The sequence below is a fragment of the Oceanobacillus sp. B139/18 genome, from assembly GCF_055524595.1.
On sequence record NZ_JBVFXI010000003.1, the window covers coordinates 367,022 to 393,009 of the forward strand.

Here is a 25,988-nt window from a genome sequence, read left to right on the forward strand (position 1 = left end):
TATGAAGGTGTTCAAGTTTCATTTCATACTTTCCGCCAAAATAAAAAGACCATCTTCACGATGATCCTTCATTTGCAAATTTATTTATCTTTTATCGTTACACCCTCTGAGCTTCCGATGATGACAGTATCCGCCATATCAATGAACAGACCAGTTTCCACCACACCTGCAATCGCCTGTATTTTCCGGTCTAAGTCAGCTGGATCCTCTATCCTTTCAAACGGACAGTCTACAATATAATTTCCATTATCGGTGACAAGCGGCTCTCCATCCTTCAAACGAAGCACCGGCACACAGTCAAGCTTCTCTATTTCATGAGCTGTACGTTCCCAGGCAAACGGCAGGATTTCTACCGGCAAAGCATACGCTCCTAAATGGTCAACCATTTTTGACTCGTCCACGATAATAATTAACTTCTCGGCAGCCTGCGCAATGATTTTCTCTCTAAATAACGCTGCACCGCCGCCCTTGATTAATTGAAAATCCGGATCCACTTCATCTGAGCCGTCAATGGTTACATCCAATTCCTTTGTTTCCGCAAAATTAGTCAGAGGAACGCCGAATTCCTTTGCCCATGCACCGGTCTGAATAGAAGATGGAATTCCTTCTATTTGAATGCCTTCCTGCTCAATTCTTTCACCTAAAGCGCGAACAAGCCAATATACCGTGGAACCTGAACCTAAACCGACTTTCATTCCATCCTTCACGAAGGTCGCCGCTTTTTCGCCGACTGCTTTCTTTAATTGCTCCTGTGTATTCATCATATTTGCCTCCTGAATGAAGATTCTTAATATCCGAGATGATCTGACGCTTATAAATTACTCATTATGTATCCGTATCCATTATAGCGCAAATGAGAGTTTTTAGAAATAATCAAATATGTAATTTGAATGAATTTAATGGCAAACAAGTATGATGGTCCCCGCGTCAACCGTCAACTTACAAAGAAGCATTATTATGATATAATCCACCATATAGGGAACACTTATCGAGATGGGAGTGAACTGGCAATGAAACGAGTTTAGCAGAGATTTTTCGGAATGAAGGCAAAGCGGAAGACAGATCAGCTTTAGCTAACACAACCGTTGAACTAATTACAAAGTTTTCAACTCCAATTCCTGAAGACTGGAAGAATAAACTGCACCAACAAGAAATAAGCACATTGGGGTCACTTATCAAGCAAGTAGATGAATTTCAAACCACAGAGGAAATAAACCAATATTTATAATAGATAAAACACGGGGATTTCCGTGTTTTTTTTGTACCTGTAGAAATGTAAAGCTTCAGTACCTTTTTTGATGAAATTTTTAAGTACAAACAATATCAAACGTTAACTAACAAGAACGTTCCCAAGGACCAGCATGTAATATTGAAGCATACTCTTTAATGAATAAGCATAAATGGTTATTTTCCAGTAATACCCTTTATTAATCAATGCTCCTGCAACAGCTTCATCAATGGACTTTTTAAAATGCTCGTCTACATTTATATAATAGTTAGTTGGCGTTAGATACTGATTGTGTCTTTCGGGTTGTAATCCATAACAATGCCACTAATTGCATTTAAAACTGATTTGGAGGATTCTTTTCTGTCATCCTAATATACAACCTTGTTGCCAAGACCATTCACATATTCCCGATACTTACTTAGAGTGACAATATAAGAATCGTGTACAAATGGCTTAAAACGATTCAATGTATCTTCAACCATCAAGTTGTCACTAGATAAATTAATAAACTACTTCGATTTTTATTCAGTAGATTAAGGATATATTCTGTTTCCTGCTTCCCTAGCTAAAGCTAAACTGACAGTATTCATGTGGTCATCTCATTTATTTAATTTATATTAAGAAAAAGAGCCACCACCTGAAAAGTTGATAGCTCTTTGATAGGGTGGAAGGATTTATTGCAGTTTTATTTCATTTTTTCTTACTGGTTAGGGAGGTTAAAACATCTACATAGGTGTTAGCATTTAAATATAGGAGTGAACCTGAGTTTTGTGAACAGTGCAGATGCAGCAATAGGACCAGATAGGACAGAAAAAGAAGGTTTATCCACTTACTGATACTTTCCAAGATGCTGAAGCACAAGGTAAAGGAGTCAGAACACAATATGAATTTTGGAACGGGAATGCTTCTCCATCTTCCCATAAAATAAAAAATAAAAGTGTTACAATAGAGTAAGATAAGAATTGAAGGGAAGTGAGTAAGGTGGAATCAAAATTTAAATTTAAATTGAAACAAATACTAATACTTCTAGCTTTTGTTGCAGTGCTGATAATTCTTAATATCACGTTAGAATTTTCACCCTTAGCAAATATTCTGGTTATGGTTCCCTTTATTTTGCTAGGATGTTGGTTCACTTACCAAAATTATAAAAGAAGAGAGACGGAGATTAAACATTCCAATAAAAAGGATTACTCTTAGGGGAAATCAGGCAGTCGAAAAACCCTCGGCTGCCTATTTTCATGTTGAAAATGGCTCCAAATTGACCGTAATTATTTGGTATAATAGAAGTACCCCACAAAGGCAGTGATGAGCTTGTTTCACACTAGAAAACACACGCAAAACGAAATCGATTTTGTTTAGAAGACTTAGTTCCCCAAGATCAATTACTACGAAAAATAGATAAATACATTGATTTCTCTTTTATTATTTAAAAAGTAAAACCTTATTATTGTGATGATAAGTTCCACCCGTGGCGCAAAAGTACCCTCTTGCCCACAAATGCTGTCCCCAATATCTTTTCTTTAGTTCTGGAAATTCGTCTTGTAATAACCTTGATGATCTTCCTTTCAGATATTACATGATTTTACTTGGGGCAACACTTGGTGTACAAGATAATAATAAATGGATATGATCTTTGCAAACACTATCTTGCAAGATGGTTATTCCTCTTGCTTCACAACCTTGCCTAATCAATTCTCTTGCTCTTACTACTATATGTCCTTGCAACACCTTATATCTATACTTCGTTACCCATATAACATGATACTTAATATCATATACTGCATAACCGCTTTTTCTATATCCGTCCATACCATCACCTCTTCTGTTAGTATGGACAAAAAAGATAAGGCTAAAAGCGGATACCGTCTAAAGACGGTGGAGTTAGTCCACGCATTTGGAAATTAAAACTTCAGCACTTCTTTTAATGAAACAAGCAGTCTCTGTCCGAGATTTTTGTGAAACAGGGCCAAAACTGTCATGGATAATTATTCTTGATTAAGAATACACCCTAAAAGAAAAGACCCGCAAGCTGCGAGTCTTTCCCAATCATTCTATTAAGGCAATACTGGTTCGTCCTGAGTCACACCAACTTCATAACGAAGTATTTCCTGTCCTTCTTGTCGAATATCCCAATTTACTACGCGTTCGTTAACCGGAGCTAATTCTGCACGGTAAACCGTTGGGAACACAGGCACTTGTTCTACCATATATTCTTGCCACTCACTATACACTTCTTGTCGATATTCTAGATCCATCGCTTCTGGAGAAACTCCTTCTTCTAGAAGACGTGTATTTTCTTCATCCTCCCAGCGAGTGAAATTATATATTACATTTGGTCCCCATAAGCCTGTCGGGTCAACATCCGTTCCTACTGACCAAGCAGCTGAATAAACATCAATGTCTGGATCATCATTACCCTGCTGTCCAATTCGATCATAGAAATCATTAAATTCTAATAAACGTCCATCAATTTTTTCGACTTTAATTCCAACTTGTTCCCATGATTGGATATAATAATTTGCTAAAGGTTCTGCGGTGTCTCCGCCTTCCATCGTTGCATAATTAAGCACTAGCTCTTCTCCGTCTGGATTTTCACGGATGCCATCTCCGTCTACGTCTTCATAGCCGGCTTCATCTAAAATTTGATTTGCCATATCCGGGTCATAAGTTGGCGTTTCAATAGAGTCATCATGATAAATTTCATAGAAAGACGGCATTAATGTGGTTGCATTCCAACGTAATCCATTATAAAAGCGTTCTCCTACAGCATCATTATCTACTGCATACCACATTGCCCGGCGCAATTCGACATCGCCGACTTTTGAATTTTCTAAATCCATATCCACTTTTCCATTCTCATCATCCCATGTTCCTAGTTTAAATCCGACATATGAATAAGATCTGTCGAGTCTTCCTAAGAAATCTACATTTGTTAAAGAATCTACTACATCTGGATATTGATCCGTAGGGAAAGAATCCACCATATCTACTTCTCCAGTTTCCAAGGCCTGTACGACAGTTTGAGGAGCAATTACTTTTAGTGTTACTTTATCTAAAGAAGGCTCGCCTCTCCAATAATCCTCATTCTTCGTATATGTTACAGACTCACCTGGAGTGATAGACTCCACTTTAAACGGGCCAATCCCAATCGGGTTTTCACGTACCGCATCAGAAGAAGACATATCTGCTACTGGAATATCTTCAAAGATATGTTTTGGCAACGCATAAGACCATATTCCGCCTGAAAGTAAGGAAGGTGTTGCTTGTTTAAAGGTCATTTTCAACGTTTTGTCGTCAATAATCTCTAATCCTTCTATACTATCTGCTTCCCCATCATGATATTCTTCTGCACCGACGAGGTTTACAACATCCCCATAACGCGGACCGTCATAATCCGGGTCAGCTATAACTTCAATGGCAAATGCCCAATCCTCTGCAGTTACTGGTTCGCCATCATGCCAATTAACTTCATCACGAATTGTAAAAGTAAATTCATTTCCTTCCTCATTGACCTCAAATTGAGCTGCACCCTCTTGAGTATAAGTGAACGTATCGTCAACTTCTAAAAGCGCCTCATCGAACCAATCAATTACTTCCGAATCATATACGTCTGAATAAAAATTAAAATTCAAGGTTCCAGCAAAAACGGTATCTGATACAAGTCCAAAATTCAACTCTCCGCCATCCATTGCTTCCCCTTCTTTACTAGGACTAAAATCAGCTATATCATATATCTCCCCATCAGCTTCTTCTGAATCATTATTTTCTTCTGAACCGCTATCTCCGCTGTCTCCGCCTCCGTCACCCTCAGCATCATCAGAACCGCCGCTGCAGGCTGCAAGTACAAGAAGTAGAACCAACATCATTGCAAATAAAAGCTTGCTAAATTTTGCTTTACTCATCCTTGTAAACCTCCCTTTTAATTATATTTCTTTTACGCCGGCAAGGACTACCGGCAATATATACTAAACATCAAGCTGCTGTAAGCAATTGATGTAAGTAATTGATGTAAGTAACAGAATAAATTTCTAACCTCTCCGTTGTCTTGCATCTGCCGCACGCCGCAATGCTTCTCCGACATTACGGACACTTAGCATTAATAATAGAATCAATACTGCAGCCGGCACCCATATCCACCAGCGAAATTCCAATGTTTGCGGATTTGTTGCATAAGCTAATAATGTTCCTAAACTCGGCGTGTCCTCAGGAAAACCAAATCCTAGAAAGGATAATCCAGACTCTATTCCAATATTTTGCGCTAAATTCAACGTCATCGTTACGATAATTAAGGATGTAATGTTGGGTAAAACCTGTTTAAAAATAATGCTAAAGTTAGAAGAGCCTAATGTTTTCGATGCTTGTGCATAATCAAGCTCTTTCTCCTGCAATGCTTTGGAGCGGATTAACCTTGCTATTCCCATCCAGTTAAAGGCTGCCATAATGACAGCGAAAGTGAAGATATCATAACTTGGTGTCATCGTTACAAAAACAATAATAATCATTAGAAATGGCAATACCATAAAGAAGTCGATAATACGCATCATGAAATTATCGATGTGCCCTCCAAAATAACCAGATACAACACCAAAAGCGATTCCGAATACCCCGCTTATAACTGTTACTAAAAACCCAATTGCTAAAGAATTACGTGTGCCAATAATTAATTGGCCAAATACATCACGTCCGCCATAATCTGTTCCTAATATAAATTGGTCAGAAGGCGGTTCATTAATAGCGAATAGATCCACCGTCACAATTTCAGCCTGATTTAGAAATAAAGAAATTCCAAATACGAAAGCGGTAATTAAAATTAAGAAAATCAATGAAACCAAAGCCAGTTTATCCCGAACCAACTCCCTTAATAAGATATTAAGGGAAGAAGGACTCTTTTGTTCAGCAATTTTAGCCGTATTAGCTTCCATATATTATTCACCTCAGTGTCTGTCAAAATTCTATTTAATACGGATCCTCGGATCTACCATACCTAAGATAATATCCGATAATAAAGCACCTAAGATGCTGGCAATACCGAATAATAAGGTAAGTGCTGTCACAACACTAAAATCACGCTGCCCGATTGATTCTAAGAATAAAAGCCCCATCCCTGGATAACCGAAAATCCTCTCGACAAACACAGTACCTGTAATTAAAGATGTGATTTCCCAGCCAAAGAAAGCTGCAATCGGCAGGACTGAGTTCCGGAAAATATGTCTGTTATAAACACGGTTTTCAGAAGCTCCCTTTGCTCTTGCTGTAATAATAAAATCCTTTTGCTTTGTATCAACAATTTCACTTCTTAAATATTGCACCGTGCCGACAACAGAAATCAATGCGATGGATATTCCTGGTAAAAGTGAATGATTTAATTTACTCAGGTAATATTCCATTGTCCCGGGTTGCATTCCAGGAGCCACACTGCCGCTTGTCGGAAACCATCCCAGCTGGTACCCAAAAATCCAAAGAATAACTAAAGCGAATATAAAAATAGGTGTAGCAAAACCAAGGTAGGTGTAGCCTGTAATTGCTGAGTCCAAAGGCGAATCATTATAACGCCCGCTGATAAGTCCAAGCGGGATGGCAATTAAATATGTAAATACAAGTGCAACAACAGATAACAGGACTGTATTATTTAATCGCTCAGAAATGACCGCTGTTACATCCGTTTTAAATCGATAGGACTGTCCTAAATCTCCCTGTACCAGGCCAGTAACCCAATCTGCATATTGGATATACCATGGATTATTAAGCCCTAACCGCTCACGCTGAATTTCCAAAGCTTCCTGTGTAATTGTCGGATCAATCAAACCGGTGAGTGCATCCCCAGGCATAAGCTGTGCCATAATAAATACAAGCACACTTAAAAATACAATTTGGGGAAATGTAATTAATAGCCTTCTAACAATAAATTTCCACATAGACGAATCAACCTTTCTCTGGCAAAGCAACTTTATGAGTGCTAGAAATAGACTGAAGACCAAAAGCCAGCCCGTTACCGTCAAAATACCTATCATAAGACTCACGATATTCTTTTGCTATTTCTTGCCGGAATTTAAATTGCCTCTCACGATTTTTAGGATCAATATCGGGAATAGCTGCAATTAACCGTTTTGTATAAATGTGCTGTGGGTTTTCAAAGATGTCTTTTGTGCTGCCCTGTTCCACATACCTTCCTTTATACATGATTGAGATATTGTCACACATATGCTTTACCACTCCCAAATCATGGCTGATAAAGAGATAGGTTAGATTCAATTCTTTCTGGATTTCCTGAAGAAAATTAAGCACCTGCGCCTGTACAGAAACATCCAAAGCAGACACAGGTTCATCTGCAATAATCAGTTTCGGTTTTAAAGCAATCGCTCTGGCAATTCCGATACGCTGTCTCTGCCCGCCAGAAAATTCATGCGGATATTTAAAAATACTGTCAGAACTCACATTAACGATATCTAAAAGCTCCTGTACACGTTTCCTCTCTTCTAATTTTGATAATTTTTCATAGTTCCGAAGGGGCTCTGCCACAATGTCCAATACCCTTTTTCTCGGATTTAACGAAGAATAAGGATCTTGAAAAATCATTTGGACATCTTTTCGGAAGTCTTTGGTTTTTGCTTTTTTATCAGTAACGTCTTTTCCATTAAACAATACTTGTCCAGAGGTCACATCTTCCAAACCAATAATCGCACGCCCTGTGGTTGATTTTCCAGAACCAGATTCTCCTACCAATCCATATGTCTTCCCTTGCTCCAGTTCAAAAGACACCCCGTCAACCGCACGTATATGATCAACCGTTCGATTTAAAATTCCACCCTTAATCGGGAAGTATACTTGTAAATCTTTCACCTCAAGAAACGCCATTTTCCTGTTCCTCCTTATTATCCGGGAAGTAAAAATGCTTATAACAAGTACATCTGACAAAATGCCCAGGTTCCACTTCATGTAAGTCTGGGTTCTCCTCGTGATGAGATGCATCGACCCAAGGGATACGCTCTGCAAAACGACAGCCTGTTCTCGGCAGGTTTTTTAACGTCGGCACAACACCTTGAATCACATGAAGCCTGTCCTGTCCTTCTGTCGGCACCGAATTTAATAAGGATCTTGTATAAGGATGAAGCGGATTAGCAAACAACTTATCCACAGGTGCTATTTCTACAATTTGCCCAGCATACATAACCGCCACCCGGTCAGCCATTTCCGCAACAACGCCTAAATCATGAGTAATCAAAATAATCCCTGCATGTATTTTTTGTTTTAATTCTTGGATTAAATCAAGAATTTGCGCCTGAATCGTCACATCCAAAGCAGTAGTCGGCTCATCAGCAATCAACAGCTCTGGATCATTGGCAATTGCAATTGCTATAATGACACGCTGCCTCATCCCTCCGGATAATTCATGTGGAAATTGCTCATAAACTCGCTCTGGTCTTGGAATGCCTACTAAATTAAGCAATTCAATCGTGCGTTTCTTTCTGCCCTGCTGCCCCAGTTTTTTATTATGCAAAAATAAGTTCTCTTCAATTTGCCTGCCAATGGGCATCAATGGGTTTAATGCAGTCAGCGGATCCTGGAAAATCATCGCCATCTCGTCTCCGCGTATTTTGTTCAGCTTCGATTTTGGCATCTTAACAATATTTTGATTATTTAACGAAATTTCTCCCTCTATTTTCGCTCTCGTGTGTAAACGCATGATTGAAAATGCCAAAGCGCTTTTTCCTGAACCGGATTCTCCAACAATCCCCAATATTTCATTTTTATTCAACGTAAGCGTTACATCATCCACCGCTGCGTAATATTCATCGTCAATCCGAAAAGATGTTTTAAGGTTTTTTATTTTTAGCAATTCATTACTCAAACCCGTGTCCCCCCTTACTCAAATTGTTTTCTCTACGCTGTATGAATCTCTCCGTAAAAATTCAGCCCCCTCCTTTTCTATTTATTGAATACTCAGATGACAAAAATTTGAGTAATTTCTGAATAAAAAAATGCATGTACACTCATTCATTTTAATTAATTCCTAACTAAAAAGATTTGTACAAACATTCCTGGTCTAAGCTCTGCTCTTCTACTAAATCATATCTGTTTTATCACGGAGAACCGTCCGTTATCTCCTTGAATCACTCAACTTCCACTGGCTGAAGTTTCGTTTTATAATTGCTGCAGCAATCATCTATGATATAAATCTAGTGCACCGATTAAGCGACTGTTTTATCTCGTATAACATTATGTAGTATGATAAAAGTATAACTGTTGAAATTTTTCTGAAAATTGTCCGTAAATAAACGAGAATTTTATCGCTTTAATACAGTAAAATCTATTCTATTTTCTCTCATCTCTGGCTCTTATAAAATATTGCATTTTTATTTCAAAAAGTTAAAGTTCGAAAACTTATCGTAAACAAACCTTAATATACTTTGAAATTATAGTTTATAACCTCCCTAAAATCAATAGGTTTTGACAAAAAATAAAATTGGAAACGATATACATTTTTTTCTTTACGACATTAAAATCCTTTAAAACCAAGGGCTTATTCCAATAATTTACTACAAAAACCGGAATAATTTTTTTCATTCTTTCTCTTTTCTTTCGTGTCGTTTTATCGGTCAGAGTCATCTACATACCGTCATTTTTAACATATATTAACAATTTAATAAAGGTGGATATACCTTTAAAACAGGATTAAATTGGATATTTTAACGTTAAACATTTATCTATTATCTTGAAATGATTTTAGAAAATGCAACAAAATTTGATTTTATCTGCAGACCTTTTTGTTTCTATTCATTTTTCACAACACTAAAAAACTTCATTCCATAAGGTTTCCCTTACGGAATGAAGTTTCATTTTACAAAGCGACATATGATTTTACTTTTTTTGGCTTATACTTTTCGGATAACTCTTGAATTCGCTGCATGTTCCCGATATCGAGGTTCCCACCACTCACGATGACTCCGCAATGTCTAGAACGAAGCTGATGATGATGTGCGAATAGGGCTGCCAGAGCGGCTGCTCCAGCTCCTTCCATCAATGTTTTATTCCGTTCAAGCATATATATAATCGCTGCAGCAATTTGTTCATCAGTTACAGTGACAATATCATCGACATATTCCCGGATGATCGGTAAAGTATGCTTTCCGGGTTCCTTTACTGCAATACCTTCTGCAATGGTGTTCACCTGCGTCCATTTTTTCACCTGTTTAGTGCGATAGCTGTCATAAATAGCTGCAGCTCCTTCAGCCTGTACACCAATCACTTTGATATTTCGGTTGATATGCTTAGCAGCAACTGCAATTCCACTGATTAAACCGCCGCCGCCAATTGGTACTAAAATCGTATCGATACGGTCTTCCTGACGCAGCAGCTCCATAGCAATAGTACCTTGTCCAGCCATAATATCATGATCGTCGAAAGGATGAATATAGGTTGCGCCAGTTTTCAGCTGATGCTCCAGTGAGGCCTGATAAGCTTCTTGAAAGCTCTCTCCTGTCAGGATAACATCTGCACCATAATTTCTGGTTGCATTCACTTTCGCAAGCGGTGTGCCCTCTGACATAAATATTGTTGCCTTCACACCTAATTTGGATGCGGCATGTGCAACTCCCTGCGCATGATTTCCGGCAGATGCAGTAATAACACCATTCTCAAGCTCTTCATCTGTCATCTGCATCAGTTTGTAGCTTGCGCCCCGAAACTTAAATGCACCCGTTTTTTGCTGATTTTCCATCTTACAATAGACATGCTTCCCTACTAATTCATCTGTTGTATGTGATGTTAACAGCGGTGTTTGATGAACAATTGGCTTTAATTTCTTCCATGCTTGATATACTTTTTCACCAGTTAAGCGATCCCCAAGTGAATCCACACTCCTTCAGTCCTCTTATTCATTATAGTTTTCTATCTATCTCTCTATCTTCTCATAATTAAAGCTGCTTATCATCTCTAAGCACGTTTTTCTTCAAATGCCTTAATCGCATCTTCTTCTAAAAGCGTCAGTGCGATATCGTCCCAGCCGTTAAGAAGCTTTTCCTTATGGTAAGCTGGAATATCAAAGGAAACAACCGTGCCATCTGCATCTGTAATTCTCTGATTTTCTAGATCAACATCCAGGGTTAAACCATCTTCCGCTTTTTTCATCCATTGCTGCACCTGTTCTTCATTCATCTTTATTACTAATATGCCGTTTTTCAACGAATTATTATAAAAAATATCGGCAAAGTCCGGAGCAATAATTACTTTAAATCCGTAATCCTCCAATGCCCATGGTGCATGCTCACGGGAGGAGCCGCAGCCAAAATTATCGCCTGCTAAAAGCACTGTAGCATTTTCATATTTTGGCTGATTTAAAACAAAATCATCGCGTAAGTTCCCGTCATCGTCAAAACGCCAATGGAAAAATAAAAATTCACCAAAGCCGGTGCGTTCAATTCGTTTTAAAAATTGCTTCGGTATAATCTGATCTGTATCTACGTTACTGCGATTTAACGGAGCAGCAATTCCTTTATGCTCTTTAAAAGCTTCCATCATCTACTCCTCCTAACTCGGTACTCCAACATATTTTCTCACGTCTACAAAATGTCCTTCAATGGCTGCTGCAGCCGCCATTTCTGGACTTACCAAGTGTGTGCGCGCTCCATTTCCTTGTCTTCCTTCAAAGTTCCGGTTTGACGTCGATGCACATCTGCCGCCAGCAGGGACAATATCATCATTCATTCCCAGACACATACTGCAGCCTGAATTTCTCCACTCAAATCCGGCATCTATAAAGATTTTATCAAGGCCGATTTCCTCCGCCTGCTGTTTTACCAAAAATGATCCAGGTACCACGATTGCTTTAATACCGTCTTTTACCTTCTTGCCTTCTACAATTTTCGAGGCTTTTTTCAGGTCGCTCAATCGGGAATTCGTACAAGACCCAATAAAGACATGATCGACATGAATCGATGTGATCGACTGATTTTCTTCTAAATCCATATAGGTCAGAGCACGTTCTACTTCGTCCGGATACTCCGAGTCGGCAATTGTCGGTGTAGAAGCATTGACTGGAACGCCCATTCCAGGGTTTGTTCCCCAAGTTACCTGTGGTTCAATTTCGTCTGCATAGATGGTAACGGTATGATCAAATTCTGCACCTTCATCTGTTGCCAGTGCTAACCATTCTTCTGCTAAAGCTTCAAAAGCTTCTCCTTCTGGAACCATTTCACGGCCGCGAAGGAATTCTACGGTTGTTTCATCCGGACTGATTAAACCGGCACGTGCGCCAGCTTCAATGGACATATTACAAACCGTCATTCTCTCTTCCATCGTTAATTTACGAATGGCGTCACCAGTGTATTCCATTACATATCCTGTTCCAAAACGAACGCCGAATTTTGCAATAATCGCCAGAATCAAATCTTTCGCTGTCACTCCAACACCTAAATCTCCAACGACTTGAACATTCAATGTTTTAGGTTTGTCTTGCCAGATTGTCTGTGTTGCCAAAACATGCTCTACTTCACTGGTTCCAATCCCAAATGCAAATGCTCCAAATGCTCCATGTGTGGATGTATGGCTATCCCCGCAAACAATGGTTTTTCCCGGTTGGGTTAAACCTAACTGCGGCCCAATGATATGGACAATCCCTTGATCCGGATGATACATATCCGCCAGCTTCACGCCAAAATCGGCACAATTCTTTTTTAGAGCTTCCATTTGTTTTTTGGAAATTTCGTCCTTCATGTTTTCTCTGTTAATAGTTGGAACGTTGTGATCCATTGTAGCAAAGGTTAAATCCGGACGCCTTACCTTTCGTCCATTCAGCCTTAAACCTTCAAACGCCTGCGGAGACGTTACCTCATGAACAAGATGCTGGTCGATATATAAAAGAGCCGGCTTTCCTTCCTCTTCTTTTACAACATGCTTATTCCAAATTTTTTCAAATGCTGTCAAAGCCTTTCCCAATTTCTACACCTCCGAAACGATACATATCATCCTTAAAATAGTTCAACTTCCTTATACATAAGAGCTACAAATTGAATCAGAAATACACTTTGTCGTTAAATTTTCGATAATCGCTTCTGTTATTTCATCTGTACTCATTTGTTTGCCATCTTTAATTTTTAAATCTGCTGTATGATAGCCCTGCTCCAGGCAATCCATCACCGCGGATTCGATTGCTTTCGCTTCTTCCTGCATCCCCAGGGAGTATTCCAGCATTAATGCCGTGGATAAAATCATGCCGATTGGATTCGCAATCCCTTTTCCAGCGATATCAGGAGCTGAACCATGGACCGGCTCATACATTCCTAAACCGTCTGTACGGACACTTGCTGATGGAAGCATGCCAAGCGATCCTGTCAGAACCGAAGCTTCATCGCTTAAAATGTCGCCAAATAAATTCTCTGTGACAACTACATCAAATCCGCTTGGATTGGTAATCAGCTTCATTGCAGCGGCATCTACCAGCAAATGCTCTACTTCTACATCTGGATAACCAGCTGCTTTTTCATTCACGATTTCTCTCCAGACCCGGCTGGATTCTAATACATTTGCTTTATCCACCGAAGTTAAATGCTTATTACGGATTTGTGCAGACTCAAAGCCCTTTTCTACGATTCTTTCAATCTCGTGTCTCGAATAAGCGAGTGTATCTACCACGTCTTCTCCATTGTTTCTGCGTTCACTAGGTTCGCCGAAATACAAACCGCCAGTCAATTCACGAACAATCATCATATCAGAATCTTTGACAATTTCTTCTTTTAAAGGAGAGGCATGTAACAGGGGCGGGAATGTCTTCACAGGGCGCAGATTTGCAAATAAGCCTAAGCCTTTGCGAATTCCCAGCAACCCTTTTTCCGGTCTGAATTCCGGCGGCTGATTATCCCATTTAGGACCTCCCACTGACCCGAGCAAGACAGCATCTGCTTCGTTACATGCATGAAGTGTATCATCTGGCAATGGCACACCATAACGGTCAAGAGCATCTCCGCCAATTGCACACTCCTGGAGAATAAACCGATGATGATATTCACTTTCAATCGCTGCGAGTACCTTTTTTGCTGACTCCATAATTTCTTTACCAATTCCATCTCCAGGTAACAGGACAATTTTCTTTTCCATTATTATTTCTCCTTCTTCTTACTCGTGAACGAGCTGTTTAATAGTAGTATTCTTTTGAACAAAGTAACATTTCACCGCTTGAACAAATGCATTTATGGAAGTTTGTCGAAACACGTCACATCTCCTGCAAATCATTCGGCATCTCCAAATTTCTCTTTCACCTAAGAAAGGCTGTTTACACCTGTTTCGACAATTTCCTCAGGTGCCTTCTTTTGATTGATACGCTATATACAAACAGGGCTGCAAGGAAGATCTGAATAGCTGGTTTCATACGTCCATTGAAGGAGGCTGGAAATCCAGCCTCCATTCAATCCATCTTCTATTTTTCAAGCTGCTTAGATTATTAGTTTAAATCAACTCTGGGTGACTGCTCACCGTCTTTAAAGAGCCGTATCAAAAAATTTAATTTTGCGCGTGTGCTTTTTCATTTTTTTCTGCTACATCGTTAATTGGTTTTTTAACGAATGGCATTAAAGCACGCAGTTCTCTTCCAACAACTTCAATTTGATGTTGATTTTCACGACGATTGATTGCGTTAAACTGCGGACGGCCTGTTTGGTTTTCGGAAATCCATCCTTTCGCAAAGGTACCATTTTGGATATCAGAAAGAATATCCTTCATACGCTCTTTTGTTCCTTCATCAACAACACGAGGACCAGATACGAAGTCGCCCCATTGTGCTGTATCGGAGATAGAATAACGCATGTTTTCTAATCCACCTTCATAAAGCAGGTCAACGATTAGTTTTAATTCATGCAGACACTCAAAGTATGCTACTTCCGGCTGATAACCTGCTTCTGTCAATGTTTCAAATCCTGCTTTTACAAGTGCAGTAGCTCCACCGCACAGTACAGCCTGTTCTCCGAATAGATCTGTTTCTGTTTCTTCCTGGAAGCTGGTTTCCAATACGCCTGCTCTTGCTGCGCCGATACCATAAGAGTAAGCAAGTGCTACTTCTTTTGCATTTCCAGTGTAATCTTGTTCCACACCGTATAATCCTGGTACGCCAGCTCCTTCTTCATACGTGCGTCGTACTAAATGTCCAGGTCCTTTTGGTGCTGCTAAGAACACATCTACATTTGAAGGAGGCACGATTTGTGTAAAGTGGATATTAAATCCATGAGCAAATGCTAATGCATTTCCTTCCTGCAAGTTATCCTTGATGCTTTCTTCATATACTTTTGGCTGCATTTCATCTGGAAGTAATACCATTACTAAATCAGCCTGAGCTGTTGCTTCTGCTACTGAAAATACTTCAAAACCGTCTGCTTCTGCTTTTTGCTGTGACTTTCCTGAACGCAAGCCGACGATAACATCAAATCCCGAATCTCTTAAGTTCATTGCATGTGCATGACCTTGTGAACCATATCCAATAATTGCGATTTTTTTATCTCTTAGTACCTCTTGATTGATATCCTTGTTGTATAATACTTTTGCCATAATGTAATCTCCCTCTCATCTTTGTTTATTATTATAATTATTTATTATCCATGGGCTGACATATTGTTCAGCTCACTAAAACCTTGTTCAGGTTGATAACCTCTTGGAAATGCTGTTAATCCTGTTTTTGTTAAATCTTTGATGCCATATGGCCGCAGCAGTCCAATCAATGCATCGACTTTTTCCGGCTTGCCGGTAACCTGTATCATCAGGCTGTCTTTGCTGATATCAATCACATCTGCACGGAATGCCGTAATCAGTGTCATAATTTCAGGTCTCGTCTGATTGTTCGCGACCACTTTTACTAAAGCGAGTTCTCTAGTCACAATGGCTTTATCTGTGACATCTAAAACCTTAATGACATCGATTTGTTTATTCAGCTGCTTCGTTAATTGCTCCAGCTTCTGCTTATCCGAAATTTCGACAACAAATGTCATTTTGGAAATACCTTTTACATCCGAAGCGCCGACAGAAATACTTTCAATATTGAACTGGCGTCTGTGGAGCATGCCAGTGATTCGATTTAATACCCCGCCGCGATCTTGAACGGTGGCAATGATTATCCGTTTCATTTTATTTTGTCACCCCAATCATTTCGTGCATTCCTTTGCCTGGTGCAATCATCGGGTATACACATGTCTGTCTTTCAATCCGGCAGTCAATAACAACCGGGCCATCATGCGAGAAAGCTTCCTCCAGCGCATCTGGAACATTCTTTTCATCCTCTACACGCATTCCTTTGATTCCATAACTCTCTGCCAGTTTCACAAAATCAGGGTTTTCTGAAAATAAGGAATGAGAGTAACGTTCTTCATAAAATGTTTCCTGCCACTGTCTTACCATTCCAAGTGCTTCATTATTCAGAATAACCACTTTTACTGGCAAATTCTGTGTTTTCAAGATAGACAGCTCCTGCAATGTCATTTGAAAACCGCCATCTCCTACGATAGAGATAACCATCTTATCCGGCTTGGCGATTTGTGCGCCGATTGCTGCAGGAAAACCAAAGCCCATCGTGCCAAGCCCTCCAGAAGTCACCCAATTATCCGGGTTCTTGAAGGTGTAGAACTGAGCTGCCCACATTTGATGCTGTCCTACATCGGTTGTCACAACCGCTTCTCCATTCGACTTTTCATATACCTGCTCGATTAGCCATTGCGGGCTGATTGGGTTATCCTCGCGGTTGTACCATAACGGATATTCTTTTTGATTCTTCTTGATTTTATCTAACCAGGCTGTATAATCTCCGCGGTTTACTTCCTGCTGCAGAAGTACGTTCAACGCCTGTTTCGCATCTGCTACGATTGGGATTGCTGTTTCAACGTTTTTCCCTATTTCAGCTGGGTCAATATCGATATGAGCTACTTTTGCATTAGGAGCAAAATGCTGCAGATTTCCAGTCAATCGATCATCAAACCGTGCTCCGATATTGATAAGCAAGTCACTTTCATAAATGGCTCTATTTGCTGCATACGTTCCATGCATTCCGCCCATGCCAAGCGACAGGTTATCTCCGCCGGGATAGCTTCCCAGTCCCAGCAGTGTCGTGACAACCGGAATCTCCCAATTGTTGACAAATTGCTTTAACTCTTCTGTTGCTCCTGCAATTAAAATTCCTGCTCCAGCGAGTATGACCGGCTTTTCTGCTTTGCTTAGTTCATCCGTTACTTTTGAGATTTGCATCGGGTTCGGATAAACTGTCGGCTGATAGCCCGGCAAATAAAAATCATCCTCGTAATCATTGATTGTTACAGTTTCGGAAATACTTTTAGGAATGTCAATAACTACCGGACCTGGTCTCCCTGTTGTTGCAACATGAAATGCCTCGTTCACGATTCTCGGCAAGTCCGCGATATCATTTACCTGGTAATTATACTTTGTAACTGGTGTCGTGATTCCCATGACATCTGCTTCCTGAAAAGCATCTGTTCCAATAACCTGTTTCGCAACCTGTCCCGTGAATACAACTAATGGAATCGAATCCATCATAGCATCTGTAATTCCTGTAATTAAATTCGTTGCCCCCGGGCCTGATGTTGCAATAACAACACCTGGTTTCCCTGACACTCTTGCATAACCTTCCGCCGCATGTATGGAGCCTTGCTCATGTCGCGAAAGTACATGCTTGAAGGTTGTATCGTTACGGTGCAGCGCATCATAAATTGGTAAAACAGCACCCCCCGGGTAACCAAACACTACTTCAACACCTGCTTTTTCCAATGCCTGAACTAACAAATCAGACCCTGTGACCAAATTACTCTTCACTTCCACCCCTTGATTTGCATTAACTTTCACAACAATGCCCCTCCTTTTTCTTTTGAAAACGTGCCATTCACCACGCTTTTGGATGAATGATTGTGTTACACAAACGGAATACGCTGATATTTTCCTATTTGCTAAAAAAACTGAAATTTTCAATTAAACTAACTATTTGTCATGCGATTGGTTTCGGGTTTTTACGAAAATAATTAAAAAAGACCCTTTTCCCCCCATGTACATGCTTTCTTATCATGTATGGGGCGAAAAGGATCTGCTTTTCACGGTACCACCCAGTTTTACAAAGTTCTTTCAAACTTTGCCTCAATAGCTGCTAGAGCTATGTTTGATAACAGGTACATAGATTACCATGCACCTGGTCACATATAATTGGAATATTCCTTTCCATGTGACACTCAGGGACGATGTCGGAATAAGTAGCTATTCTGGGCTTCCAGCACCCCCAGATCTCTGTGAAAGCTATGGTCTTTTCCTTTTTTCCCGTCAACGTATTTAATATATTGGTGAAGTAATAACTTCTTGATATTTTAAAAATGTTTCGTTAAGAAATATCTTATATTGCGAACAATCATATCTTGTTTCTGTATGATAGTCAATAGTATTTTGTAATTTTTTTAATAATTCTATTTAGTCTGATTTTATGTATGCGTTTACATTGCTGATATATATTGTCATCGTACTTTTTGTTAAAATTAGATTACAGCTTATTTTTCTTAGGTTAGATACTTTGGCAAAGTGCTTATACTGCTGCTTCAAGCCGGCCATCCTAACAAATTAATTTAAATCCCGCTCCATTTAAACATGAAGAACCTCCATCAGATGATAATCGAATCACCTGATGAAGGTTCTATAAATTTAATTATGTTAATCACGATTCAAATAGTCAGTGACAGCACCTTTAGAAGAACATTTTACATTATGTGCGTATTTGCCTAAGATACCTTTTTTATATAATTCCGGCGCTTCCCATGCTTTACGACGCTTGTCCAATTCTTCATCAGACAGATCCACAAAGATTTCCTTCGTGGATGAATCGATAGTGATACTGTCGCCTTCTTCAAGGAGTGCGATTGGTCCGCCAGATTGTGCTTCCGGAGAGATATGTCCTACTACTAAACCATGTGTGCCCCCAGAAAAACGTCCATCTGTCAGCAATGCTACGGTTTCTCCCATTCCTTTCCCGACTAGAATACTGGAAATAGAAAGCATTTCCGGCATCCCTGGTGCGCCTTTTGGACCTACATAACGGATAATAAGTACATCGCCGTCTTTAATTTCATTATTCATCACGGCTTTTGTTGCTTCTGCTTCGGTATTAAATACGCGTGCAGGACCGGTATGTCTGGTTACTTTCACTCCGGATACTTTTGCTACCGCGCCTGTTGGAGAAAGGTTCCCTTTTAGAACAATCAAAGGTCCATCTTCTCTTTTTGGTTCATTTAATGGCATAATTACTTTTTGACCTTCTTTTAATGATGGTGCATCCTCTAAATTCTCTTTAATAGTTTTCCCAGTAACCGTCATACAGTCTCCATGCAGATAGCCATTTTCATAAAGCATTTTCATTACTGCCTGGACACCGCCAACATTGTGAAGATCCTGGAATACAAATTGCCCGCTTGGCTTTAAATCAGCAAGATGCGGCACTTTTTCCTGAAGACGGTTAAAGTCGTCTATGGTTAAGTCCACTTCTGCTGCATGAGCAACTGCCAGCAAGTGAAGAATAGCATTCGTAGAGCCGCCTAGTGCCATCACAACAGTAATCGCATTTTCAAAAGCCTCTTTAGTCATTATATCTTTTGGATAGATTCCTTTTTCCAACAATGTTCTGATGGCTTCCCCTGCTGCTTCCACATCGGCAAGTTTTTCCTGTGATTCTGCCGGATTGGAAGAGCTTCCCGGTAAGCTTAATCCCATGGCTTCTGCTGCGGAAGCCATTGTATTTGCGGTATACATCCCGCCGCATGCCCCTGCGCCCGGACAGGCATGACATTCAATCCGATTCATCTGTTTATCATCGATTTTCCCTGCATTATGCTGCCCGACACCTTCAAATACAGAAACAATATCAATGTCTTTTCCATCAAGATTTCCAGGTGCAATGGTTCCGCCATATACAAAAATTGCCGGAACCTCTGCATTGGCAATTGCCATCATACATCCAGGGATATTCTTATCACAAGCGCCTATCGCAACGAGACCGTCTAAATTTTCTGCCCCGACAACTGTTTCGATGGAGTCAGCAATCAAATCTCTGCTAGGAAGAGAATAGCGCATTCCCTGTGTTCCCATAGAAATACCGTCAGATACGGTGATTGTGTTAAAAATTAACGGCACACCGTCAACTTTTCTAACTCCTTTTTTAGCAACTAAAGCTAAATCATTCAAATGGATATTACACGGCGTTACCTCTGCCCATGTACTGGCAACTCCGACCATCGGTTTTTTAAAATCCTCATCGGTCACCCCGACTGCACGTAGCATCGCCCTATTAGGAGCTCGCATGGTGCCGTCAAAAGCTTTACTTTTTATCCTTAAATCTTTCTCCATTTTTACACCTTCCTTTTTCGACTATTATAGGTATAATATTCGCATAGTTCAATTTATTTAGTGTTTTTTCTTTTTTATAAACATCCTGGAAAGCGATTTCTATGCCGGAATGAACGGGTTTTAAATTTTTTAATGTCTCTCCTTAACGACAATTCTCTTCTCTGCTGCGCCCATATAATATGTAACTTTATATTGACAATACGGTTGAGGTTGCTATATTGGTAAGAAATACTTTTTCATATGAATCTGCATTTTTAAATACTTTTATGTTAAAATATCCGTATGTTATTAATTGGATATCGATAAACATCCGTTTTTAACCTCACAAAAGTATCTTAACCTTATAAAAAATGTTACATTGTTTGCCAATAAAACATTTTAAAGACATTGTATTTTTTTATAAAACTGGATTCTTGAAAAGTTGCTATCATATCCAATAATACCAGTTTGGTACTTATTGATATTCCATTTATTAAATTCATTTTAAAGGAGCTTACCATTCATGCTAAAAGATCAGCACATTCTAAGAATACCTGGGCCGAGTCCTATCCCTCCAAGTGTAGGGCGCGCAATGAACCAGACTATGATCGGTCACCGCGGGAAAGAAACGAAAGAATTATTAGAACGGATTCTTCCAAAGCTAAAATCTGTATTTGGAACGAAGCAGGATGTGATTCCTGTTGCCGGGAGCGGGACAGCAGGTTTAGAAATGGCTGTCAGCAACGCTGCACACCCGGGAGATGATGTTCTTGTTATCGTCAGCGGAGCATTTGGTGATCGTTTTGCAAAAATATGCGATGCTTTTCAATTAAAGCTGCACCGAATTGATGTGGAATGGGGAGATACAATTGACCCTCAAGCCGTTCAAGAATATTTACAAGCACATCCGGAAATCAAGGTAGTCTTTGCTACATATTGTGAAACCTCTACCGGTATTTTAAATCCAATTGAGCAGCTTGCCAAAACCGTACATGAATCTTCTGATGCTCTTTTCGTTGTGGATGGTGTGTCCTGCCTGGGCGGCGTGGAAGCTAACATGGACGAATGGGGTGTGGACATTTATGTAACAGGTTCGCAAAAGGCATTTATGCTGCCGGCCGGTTTAATGTTCATTGCAGCAAGCGAGCGTGCCTGGAAGGTTATTGAAGACAATCCGCAGCCGCGCTTCTATTTAGATATGCGCGTTTACCGGAAAAACTTAGAAAAAGTATCTACACCGTATACACCTGCGCTTTCCCTTTTATTTGGACTCGATCAAGTTCTGAATCTGCTGGAAGAGGAAGGCCTGGAAAATGTGTACCGCCGGCATATCGTTATGCGTGATATGACAAGAGCTGCTTTTAAAGCACTGGATATTCCTTTACTGGCAGCAGATGAAGATGCTTCTCCAACCGTAACAGCGGTCCGGCCGGCGGACTTTGATTCAGAGGCGCTCCGTTCTGCAGTCAAGGAACAGTTCAATTTAACCATGGCCGGCGGACAGCAGCACCTGAAAGGATCGATTTTCCGTGTCGGGCACATGGGCTATTGCTCTCCTGCTGACGTGCTGCAAACAATCAGCTTAATCGAAATCGGTCTTGTGAAAATCGGAAAAGATATCCAGCTTGGCAAAGGGGTTCAGGCTGCCCAAGAAATTTATTTGCAACAGGAGGAAAAGTAACTCATGACATATCGTGTATTAGTCAGTGATCCATTAAGTGACGAAGGAATTAAACCATTAAGAGAAATCGAAAATATAGAGATTGTTAAAAATCCAGGCTGGGATGAAGCAGCGCTCTTAGAAAATATCGACCAATTCGATGCTTTACTCGTTCGCAGCCAGACACAGGTTACACGTCCTTTACTGGAAAAAGCATCCCGCTTGAAAATTGTCGGACGTGCCGGAGTCGGCGTAGATAATATTGATTTGGAAGCAGCAACAGAAAATGGAATTATTGTCGTAAATGCACCGAACGGAAATACCAATTCTGCTGCTGAGCATACTGTGGCCATGATTATGTCCCTGTCCAGAAATATCCCGCAGGCTTTCTATGCTTTAAAACAAAAGCAATGGGACCGCAAACGTTTTGTCGGTGTGGAATTAAAACAAAAAACACTGGGCGTTGTAGGGCTGGGAAGAATTGGTGCCGAAGTAGCGAAACGCGCCAAAGGACAGCGCATGAATGTAGTTGCTTATGACCCATTCTTAACCGATGAAAAAGCAGAGCGGATGGGAATAACAAATGCTACGTTAGAGGAAGTGCTTCGAGCGGGTGATTTCATTACAGTGCATACACCGCTGTTAAAAGAAACAAAACATCTAATTAACGCAGAAGCCTTTGAATTGATGAAGGATGGCGTACAAATTGTTAACTGCGCCCGCGGCGGAATTATTGATGAGGATGCTTTGTATGACGCGATTGTTTCTGGAAAAGTAGCGGGTGCGGCATTGGATGTATTTGAGCAGGAGCCTTTTACAGAACATAAATTACTCACCCTGCCAGAGGTTGTGGCAACACCGCATTTAGGCGCCAGCACAATCGAAGCGCAAGAGATTGTAGCCATCGATGTCAGCCATGATGTTATCCGCTTCTTAGAAGGTAAAGCAGTCCGCCACCCAGTGAACATGCCTTCTATCCCTAGTGAAGCAATGCATCAAATCGAGCCTTATTTCTATTTAGCGGAAAAACTGGGTACATTTATTATCGATTTAGCAAATGAAGTCATAAATGACATTCGTATTACGTACTCCGGCGAATTAAGTGACATCGAAACAGGTCCGGTCACTCGCAATGCAGTGAAAGGTATCCTGAAACGATTCCTCGGCAGCCGTGTAAATGATGTCAACGCATTATACTTGGCGGATCGTAAAGGAATTACTGTCAGCGAAAGCAAAACATCGGCACAAAAAGGATTTACAAATCTGATTACGATAGAAGTAACTGGACCTTCCGGAAGCAGAAAAGTTGCCGGAACACTATTAAACGGTCTCGGAGCACGCCTTGTCCGTGTTGATGGCTATCAGGTGGATGCGACTCCAGAAGGACATATGGTTGTTATCCAGCATATTGACCAGCCTGGTGTTATCGGACGCATGGGAAGTGCATTTGCAGAGCATAATATCAACATTGCTACCATGCAGGTGGATCGTTCAGATGTAGGTGGAAATGCCATTATGCTGCTGACCATTGATCGTCATTTAGAAGATAAAGCTCTTTCCGAAATTGCATTATTAGACGAAATTAAATCTGTTACTGCGATTGATTTGTAAAATATATTAAAAAAACCGTTTGAACCACGGCGTGCAGCTGTGTTCTAACGGTTTTTTATGGATAAAATTCCTTTATAAATTAAGGCTCCAGACATCCCCCCAATTAAGGTTGCAGGATATTTTTTAACTCCGTAAGTGATTTGATTTCATAGGCTGGTTCGATGTCCGTCCTATTTTCTGCATCAAATCGATTCAACCAGACAGAATCAATACCTGTCCGATTAGCTCCAATAATATCTGTATTCAAATTATCACCGACCATGACTGCCTCTTCCGGATCAATAGCGAGATGCTGTAAAACATGATGAAATATCTCCGGATCTGGTTTTCCTGTTCCGATATCTCCAGAGATAAAAATTTTCTCGAAATAAGGAGGTAATTCAGGTGAAATCTCTAATTTAAGGTTTTGGAGACTTGGCGAACCATTTGTAACCAAAGCAAGGCGATAATCCTTTCCCAGCTCTGTAAGAACAGACAAAGCATCCTCAAATAAATGCGGGCTCTCTATCCGATATGATCTAAAAGCCTCTGCCAATTTTTTAGCAAGTTCCGGCAGATCCGCCCCAGTATCTTTTAACCCCTCCAGCCAGGCTTTCTCCTGGTATACAGGAGCGATTTCCCACAGCTTGCGGAACTCCTCCCCCGGGTCTTCAAACGTTGCCCACAGACCTTCAAATGGATTGATGCCAATTTTTTGTGTATAAGCATAGGTCGGGTAAGAAGCATATAATTCTCTTGCCCTCGTACGAACATTTTTTTCCAATTCAACCGGATTAGTACCTGCTTCCTTTTCCGCCAGCCGACATGTTAAATCAAAAGCATCCTGTACACTTTTTTTGTCCCATAAGATTGTATCGTCCAAATCAAATAATACCATTTTTTTCATTATTCATTTCCTCACTTTTCCATTTTAATCGTACCCGTAATCATAATTTAATAAATTAATTTAAAATTTAGTCTTGCTAAAATCTTTGATATGTCTTATGATATATAGAAATTTAATCAATGGCAAGGAGACTTTTGATATGGAAGAACAAACTATTCGCGTGCAGCGTTGTGAGACAAAAAAAGAAAAGCCACAGGATGATCAATTAAGTTTTGGGAAGATTTTCACGGACCATATGTTTGTGATGGATTATTCAGAACCGTTAGGGTGGCATAATGCGAGCATTGTACCATATCAACCACTACAAATTGAACCTTCTGCAATGGTATTCCACTATGCACAGTCTGTTTTTGAAGGTTTAAAAGCCTATCGTACGGATAACGGAAGCATTGAATTATTTCGTCCAGAGAAAAACATGGAACGTTTAAACAGATCAAATGATCGTTTATGTATCCCTCCGATTGACGAAGAATTTGCTTTAAAAGCCATTAAACAACTGGTTTCAATTGATCGTGATTGGGTCCCTCATACAGAAGGTACATCGCTATATATTCGCCCGTTTATTATTTCAACAGAAACTTACATCGGCGTGTCTGCATCTACACGCTATAAATTTATTGTCATTTTATCACCGGTAGGCGCTTATTATAAAGAAGGCATCAACCCGGTAAAAATTGCAGTAGAAGATGAATATGTACGTACCGTAAAAGGCGGTACCGGCGAAGCGAAAACAGGAGGAAACTATGCTGCAAGCTTAAAAGCACAGGAGCTGGTTGCTCAAACTGGTTATACGCAGGTTCTCTGGCTGGACGGTGTAGAAAAGAAATATATTGAAGAAGTTGGAAGCATGAATGTTTTCTTCAAAATCAACGGTGAAGTAATCACACCTAAACTGAACGGCAGCATCCTTTCCGGAATTACACGTTCCAGCGTCATCGAGCTGTTACAGCACTGGGATATCCCGGTGGTTGAAAAACGCATTTCTATCGAAGAATTGTATGAAGCTTACCAAAGAGGAGAATTAGAAGAAGCATTCGGTTCTGGTACAGCTGCAGTTATCTCTCCGATCGGCGAATTAAAATGGGGAGATAAACAACTGATTATCAACGATGGAAAAACAGGAGATATCTCGAAAAAAGTCTACGATACGATTACAGGTATTCAATATGGCCATATGGAAGATCCATTTAACTGGATGCAAAATATTGAAACCGAAAGTCCTGTAAAGCATTAATATTGAAAAACCAGACTGGAAAAATCCAGCC

18 protein-coding genes and 1 pseudogene are annotated in these 25,988 nt (G+C 40.1%); 3 read left to right on the top strand and 16 right to left on the bottom strand.

From position 1 onward, the window contains the following. Positions 1–80 precede the first annotated feature (80 nt). The 15 genes and pseudogenes from rpiA to ilvD form a co-directional block, all read right to left on the bottom strand. Entirely contained in the window at positions 81–761 is a 681-nt protein-coding gene (gene rpiA / locus ACZSMY_RS12170; protein WP_042530051.1) for a ribose-5-phosphate isomerase RpiA, read from the bottom strand. 1,889 nt (positions 762–2,650) lie between these two features. Continuing rightward, positions 2,651–3,037, bottom strand: a pseudogene (tnpA, locus tag ACZSMY_RS12175) (IS200/IS605 family transposase). Between the two features lie 245 nt (positions 3,038–3,282). Next, a complete protein-coding gene (gene opp4A / locus ACZSMY_RS12180; RefSeq protein WP_042530047.1) occupies positions 3,283–5,130 on the bottom strand; it encodes an oligopeptide ABC transporter substrate-binding protein in 1,848 nt (615 codons plus the stop codon). Between the two features lie 126 nt (positions 5,131–5,256). Beyond that, positions 5,257–6,150, bottom strand: coding sequence for an ABC transporter permease (locus ACZSMY_RS12185; RefSeq protein WP_042530044.1), 894 nt, complete (start codon positions 6,148–6,150; stop codon positions 5,257–5,259). A 30-nt stretch (positions 6,151–6,180) separates the two neighbouring features. Next, positions 6,181–7,143 (bottom strand): oligopeptide ABC transporter permease, encoded by a 963-nt coding sequence (gene opp4B / locus ACZSMY_RS12190; protein ID WP_042530042.1) that lies wholly within the window; start codon positions 7,141–7,143, stop codon positions 6,181–6,183. Between the two features lie 7 nt (positions 7,144–7,150). Beyond that, the gene (locus tag ACZSMY_RS12195; protein ID WP_193065373.1) at positions 7,151–8,083 is read right to left on the bottom strand and encodes an ABC transporter ATP-binding protein; all 933 of its coding nucleotides are present in this window, start codon (positions 8,081–8,083) and stop codon (positions 7,151–7,153) included. Beyond that, positions 8,070–9,077 carry an ABC transporter ATP-binding protein gene (locus ACZSMY_RS12200; protein WP_042530038.1) on the bottom strand — a complete coding sequence of 336 codons (1,008 nt, stop codon included), beginning with the start codon at positions 9,075–9,077 and terminating at the stop codon, positions 8,070–8,072. Before ACZSMY_RS12200 ends, ACZSMY_RS12195 begins: the two co-directional genes overlap by 14 nt. Positions 9,078–10,067: 990 nt before the next feature. Further along, positions 10,068–11,084: a threonine ammonia-lyase gene (gene ilvA / locus ACZSMY_RS12205; RefSeq protein ID WP_042530036.1), complete on the bottom strand. Its 1,017-nt coding sequence runs from the start codon at positions 11,082–11,084 to the stop codon at positions 10,068–10,070. Positions 11,085–11,161: 77 nt separating this feature from the next. Beyond that, a complete protein-coding gene (gene leuD, locus ACZSMY_RS12210) occupies positions 11,162–11,743 on the bottom strand; it encodes a 3-isopropylmalate dehydratase small subunit (RefSeq protein ID WP_289585271.1) in 582 nt (193 codons plus the stop codon). Positions 11,744–11,755: 12 nt separating this feature from the next. Then, entirely contained in the window at positions 11,756–13,162 is a 1,407-nt protein-coding gene (leuC, locus tag ACZSMY_RS12215) for a 3-isopropylmalate dehydratase large subunit (protein WP_465147822.1), read from the bottom strand. A gap of 51 nt (positions 13,163–13,213) precedes the next feature. Beyond that, positions 13,214–14,320 (bottom strand): 3-isopropylmalate dehydrogenase, encoded by a 1,107-nt coding sequence (gene leuB / locus ACZSMY_RS12220; RefSeq protein ID WP_212928347.1) that lies wholly within the window; start codon positions 14,318–14,320, stop codon positions 13,214–13,216. A 402-nt stretch (positions 14,321–14,722) separates the two neighbouring features. After that, positions 14,723–15,760: a ketol-acid reductoisomerase gene (gene ilvC / locus ACZSMY_RS12225; protein WP_465147823.1), complete on the bottom strand. Its 1,038-nt coding sequence runs from the start codon at positions 15,758–15,760 to the stop codon at positions 14,723–14,725. Between the two features lie 44 nt (positions 15,761–15,804). Beyond that, complete coding sequence (gene ilvN, locus ACZSMY_RS12230) at positions 15,805–16,332, bottom strand: acetolactate synthase small subunit (protein WP_042530026.1); 528 nt, start codon at positions 16,330–16,332, stop codon at positions 15,805–15,807. Position 16,333: 1 nt separating this feature from the next. Then, entirely contained in the window at positions 16,334–18,055 is a 1,722-nt protein-coding gene (ilvB, locus tag ACZSMY_RS12235; protein WP_193065369.1) for a biosynthetic-type acetolactate synthase large subunit, read from the bottom strand. Positions 18,056–18,901: 846 nt separating this feature from the next. Next, a complete protein-coding gene (gene ilvD / locus ACZSMY_RS12240) occupies positions 18,902–20,587 on the bottom strand; it encodes a dihydroxy-acid dehydratase (RefSeq protein ID WP_256705021.1) in 1,686 nt (561 codons plus the stop codon). Between the two features lie 502 nt (positions 20,588–21,089). On the opposite strand from ilvD, the gene ACZSMY_RS12245 reads away from it, so the two are divergent. After that, on the top strand, positions 21,090–22,247 hold the full coding sequence (locus ACZSMY_RS12245) for a pyridoxal-phosphate-dependent aminotransferase family protein (RefSeq protein ID WP_212928349.1): 1,158 nt from the start codon (positions 21,090–21,092) through the stop codon (positions 22,245–22,247). A gap of 3 nt (positions 22,248–22,250) precedes the next feature. Then, positions 22,251–23,837: a phosphoglycerate dehydrogenase gene (gene serA, locus ACZSMY_RS12250; RefSeq protein ID WP_042530017.1), complete on the top strand. Its 1,587-nt coding sequence runs from the start codon at positions 22,251–22,253 to the stop codon at positions 23,835–23,837. Between the two features lie 103 nt (positions 23,838–23,940). Here serA and ACZSMY_RS12255 read toward each other — a convergent pair whose 3' ends face one another. Continuing rightward, positions 23,941–24,723, bottom strand: a complete 783-nt coding sequence (locus tag ACZSMY_RS12255) for an HAD family hydrolase (RefSeq protein WP_465147824.1) — start codon at positions 24,721–24,723, stop codon at positions 23,941–23,943. Between the two features lie 139 nt (positions 24,724–24,862). On the opposite strand from ACZSMY_RS12255, the gene ACZSMY_RS12260 reads away from it, so the two are divergent. After that, positions 24,863–25,957 (top strand): branched-chain amino acid aminotransferase, encoded by a 1,095-nt coding sequence (locus tag ACZSMY_RS12260; RefSeq protein ID WP_042530013.1) that lies wholly within the window; start codon positions 24,863–24,865, stop codon positions 25,955–25,957. The last annotated feature ends 31 nt before the right edge of the window (positions 25,958–25,988 follow it).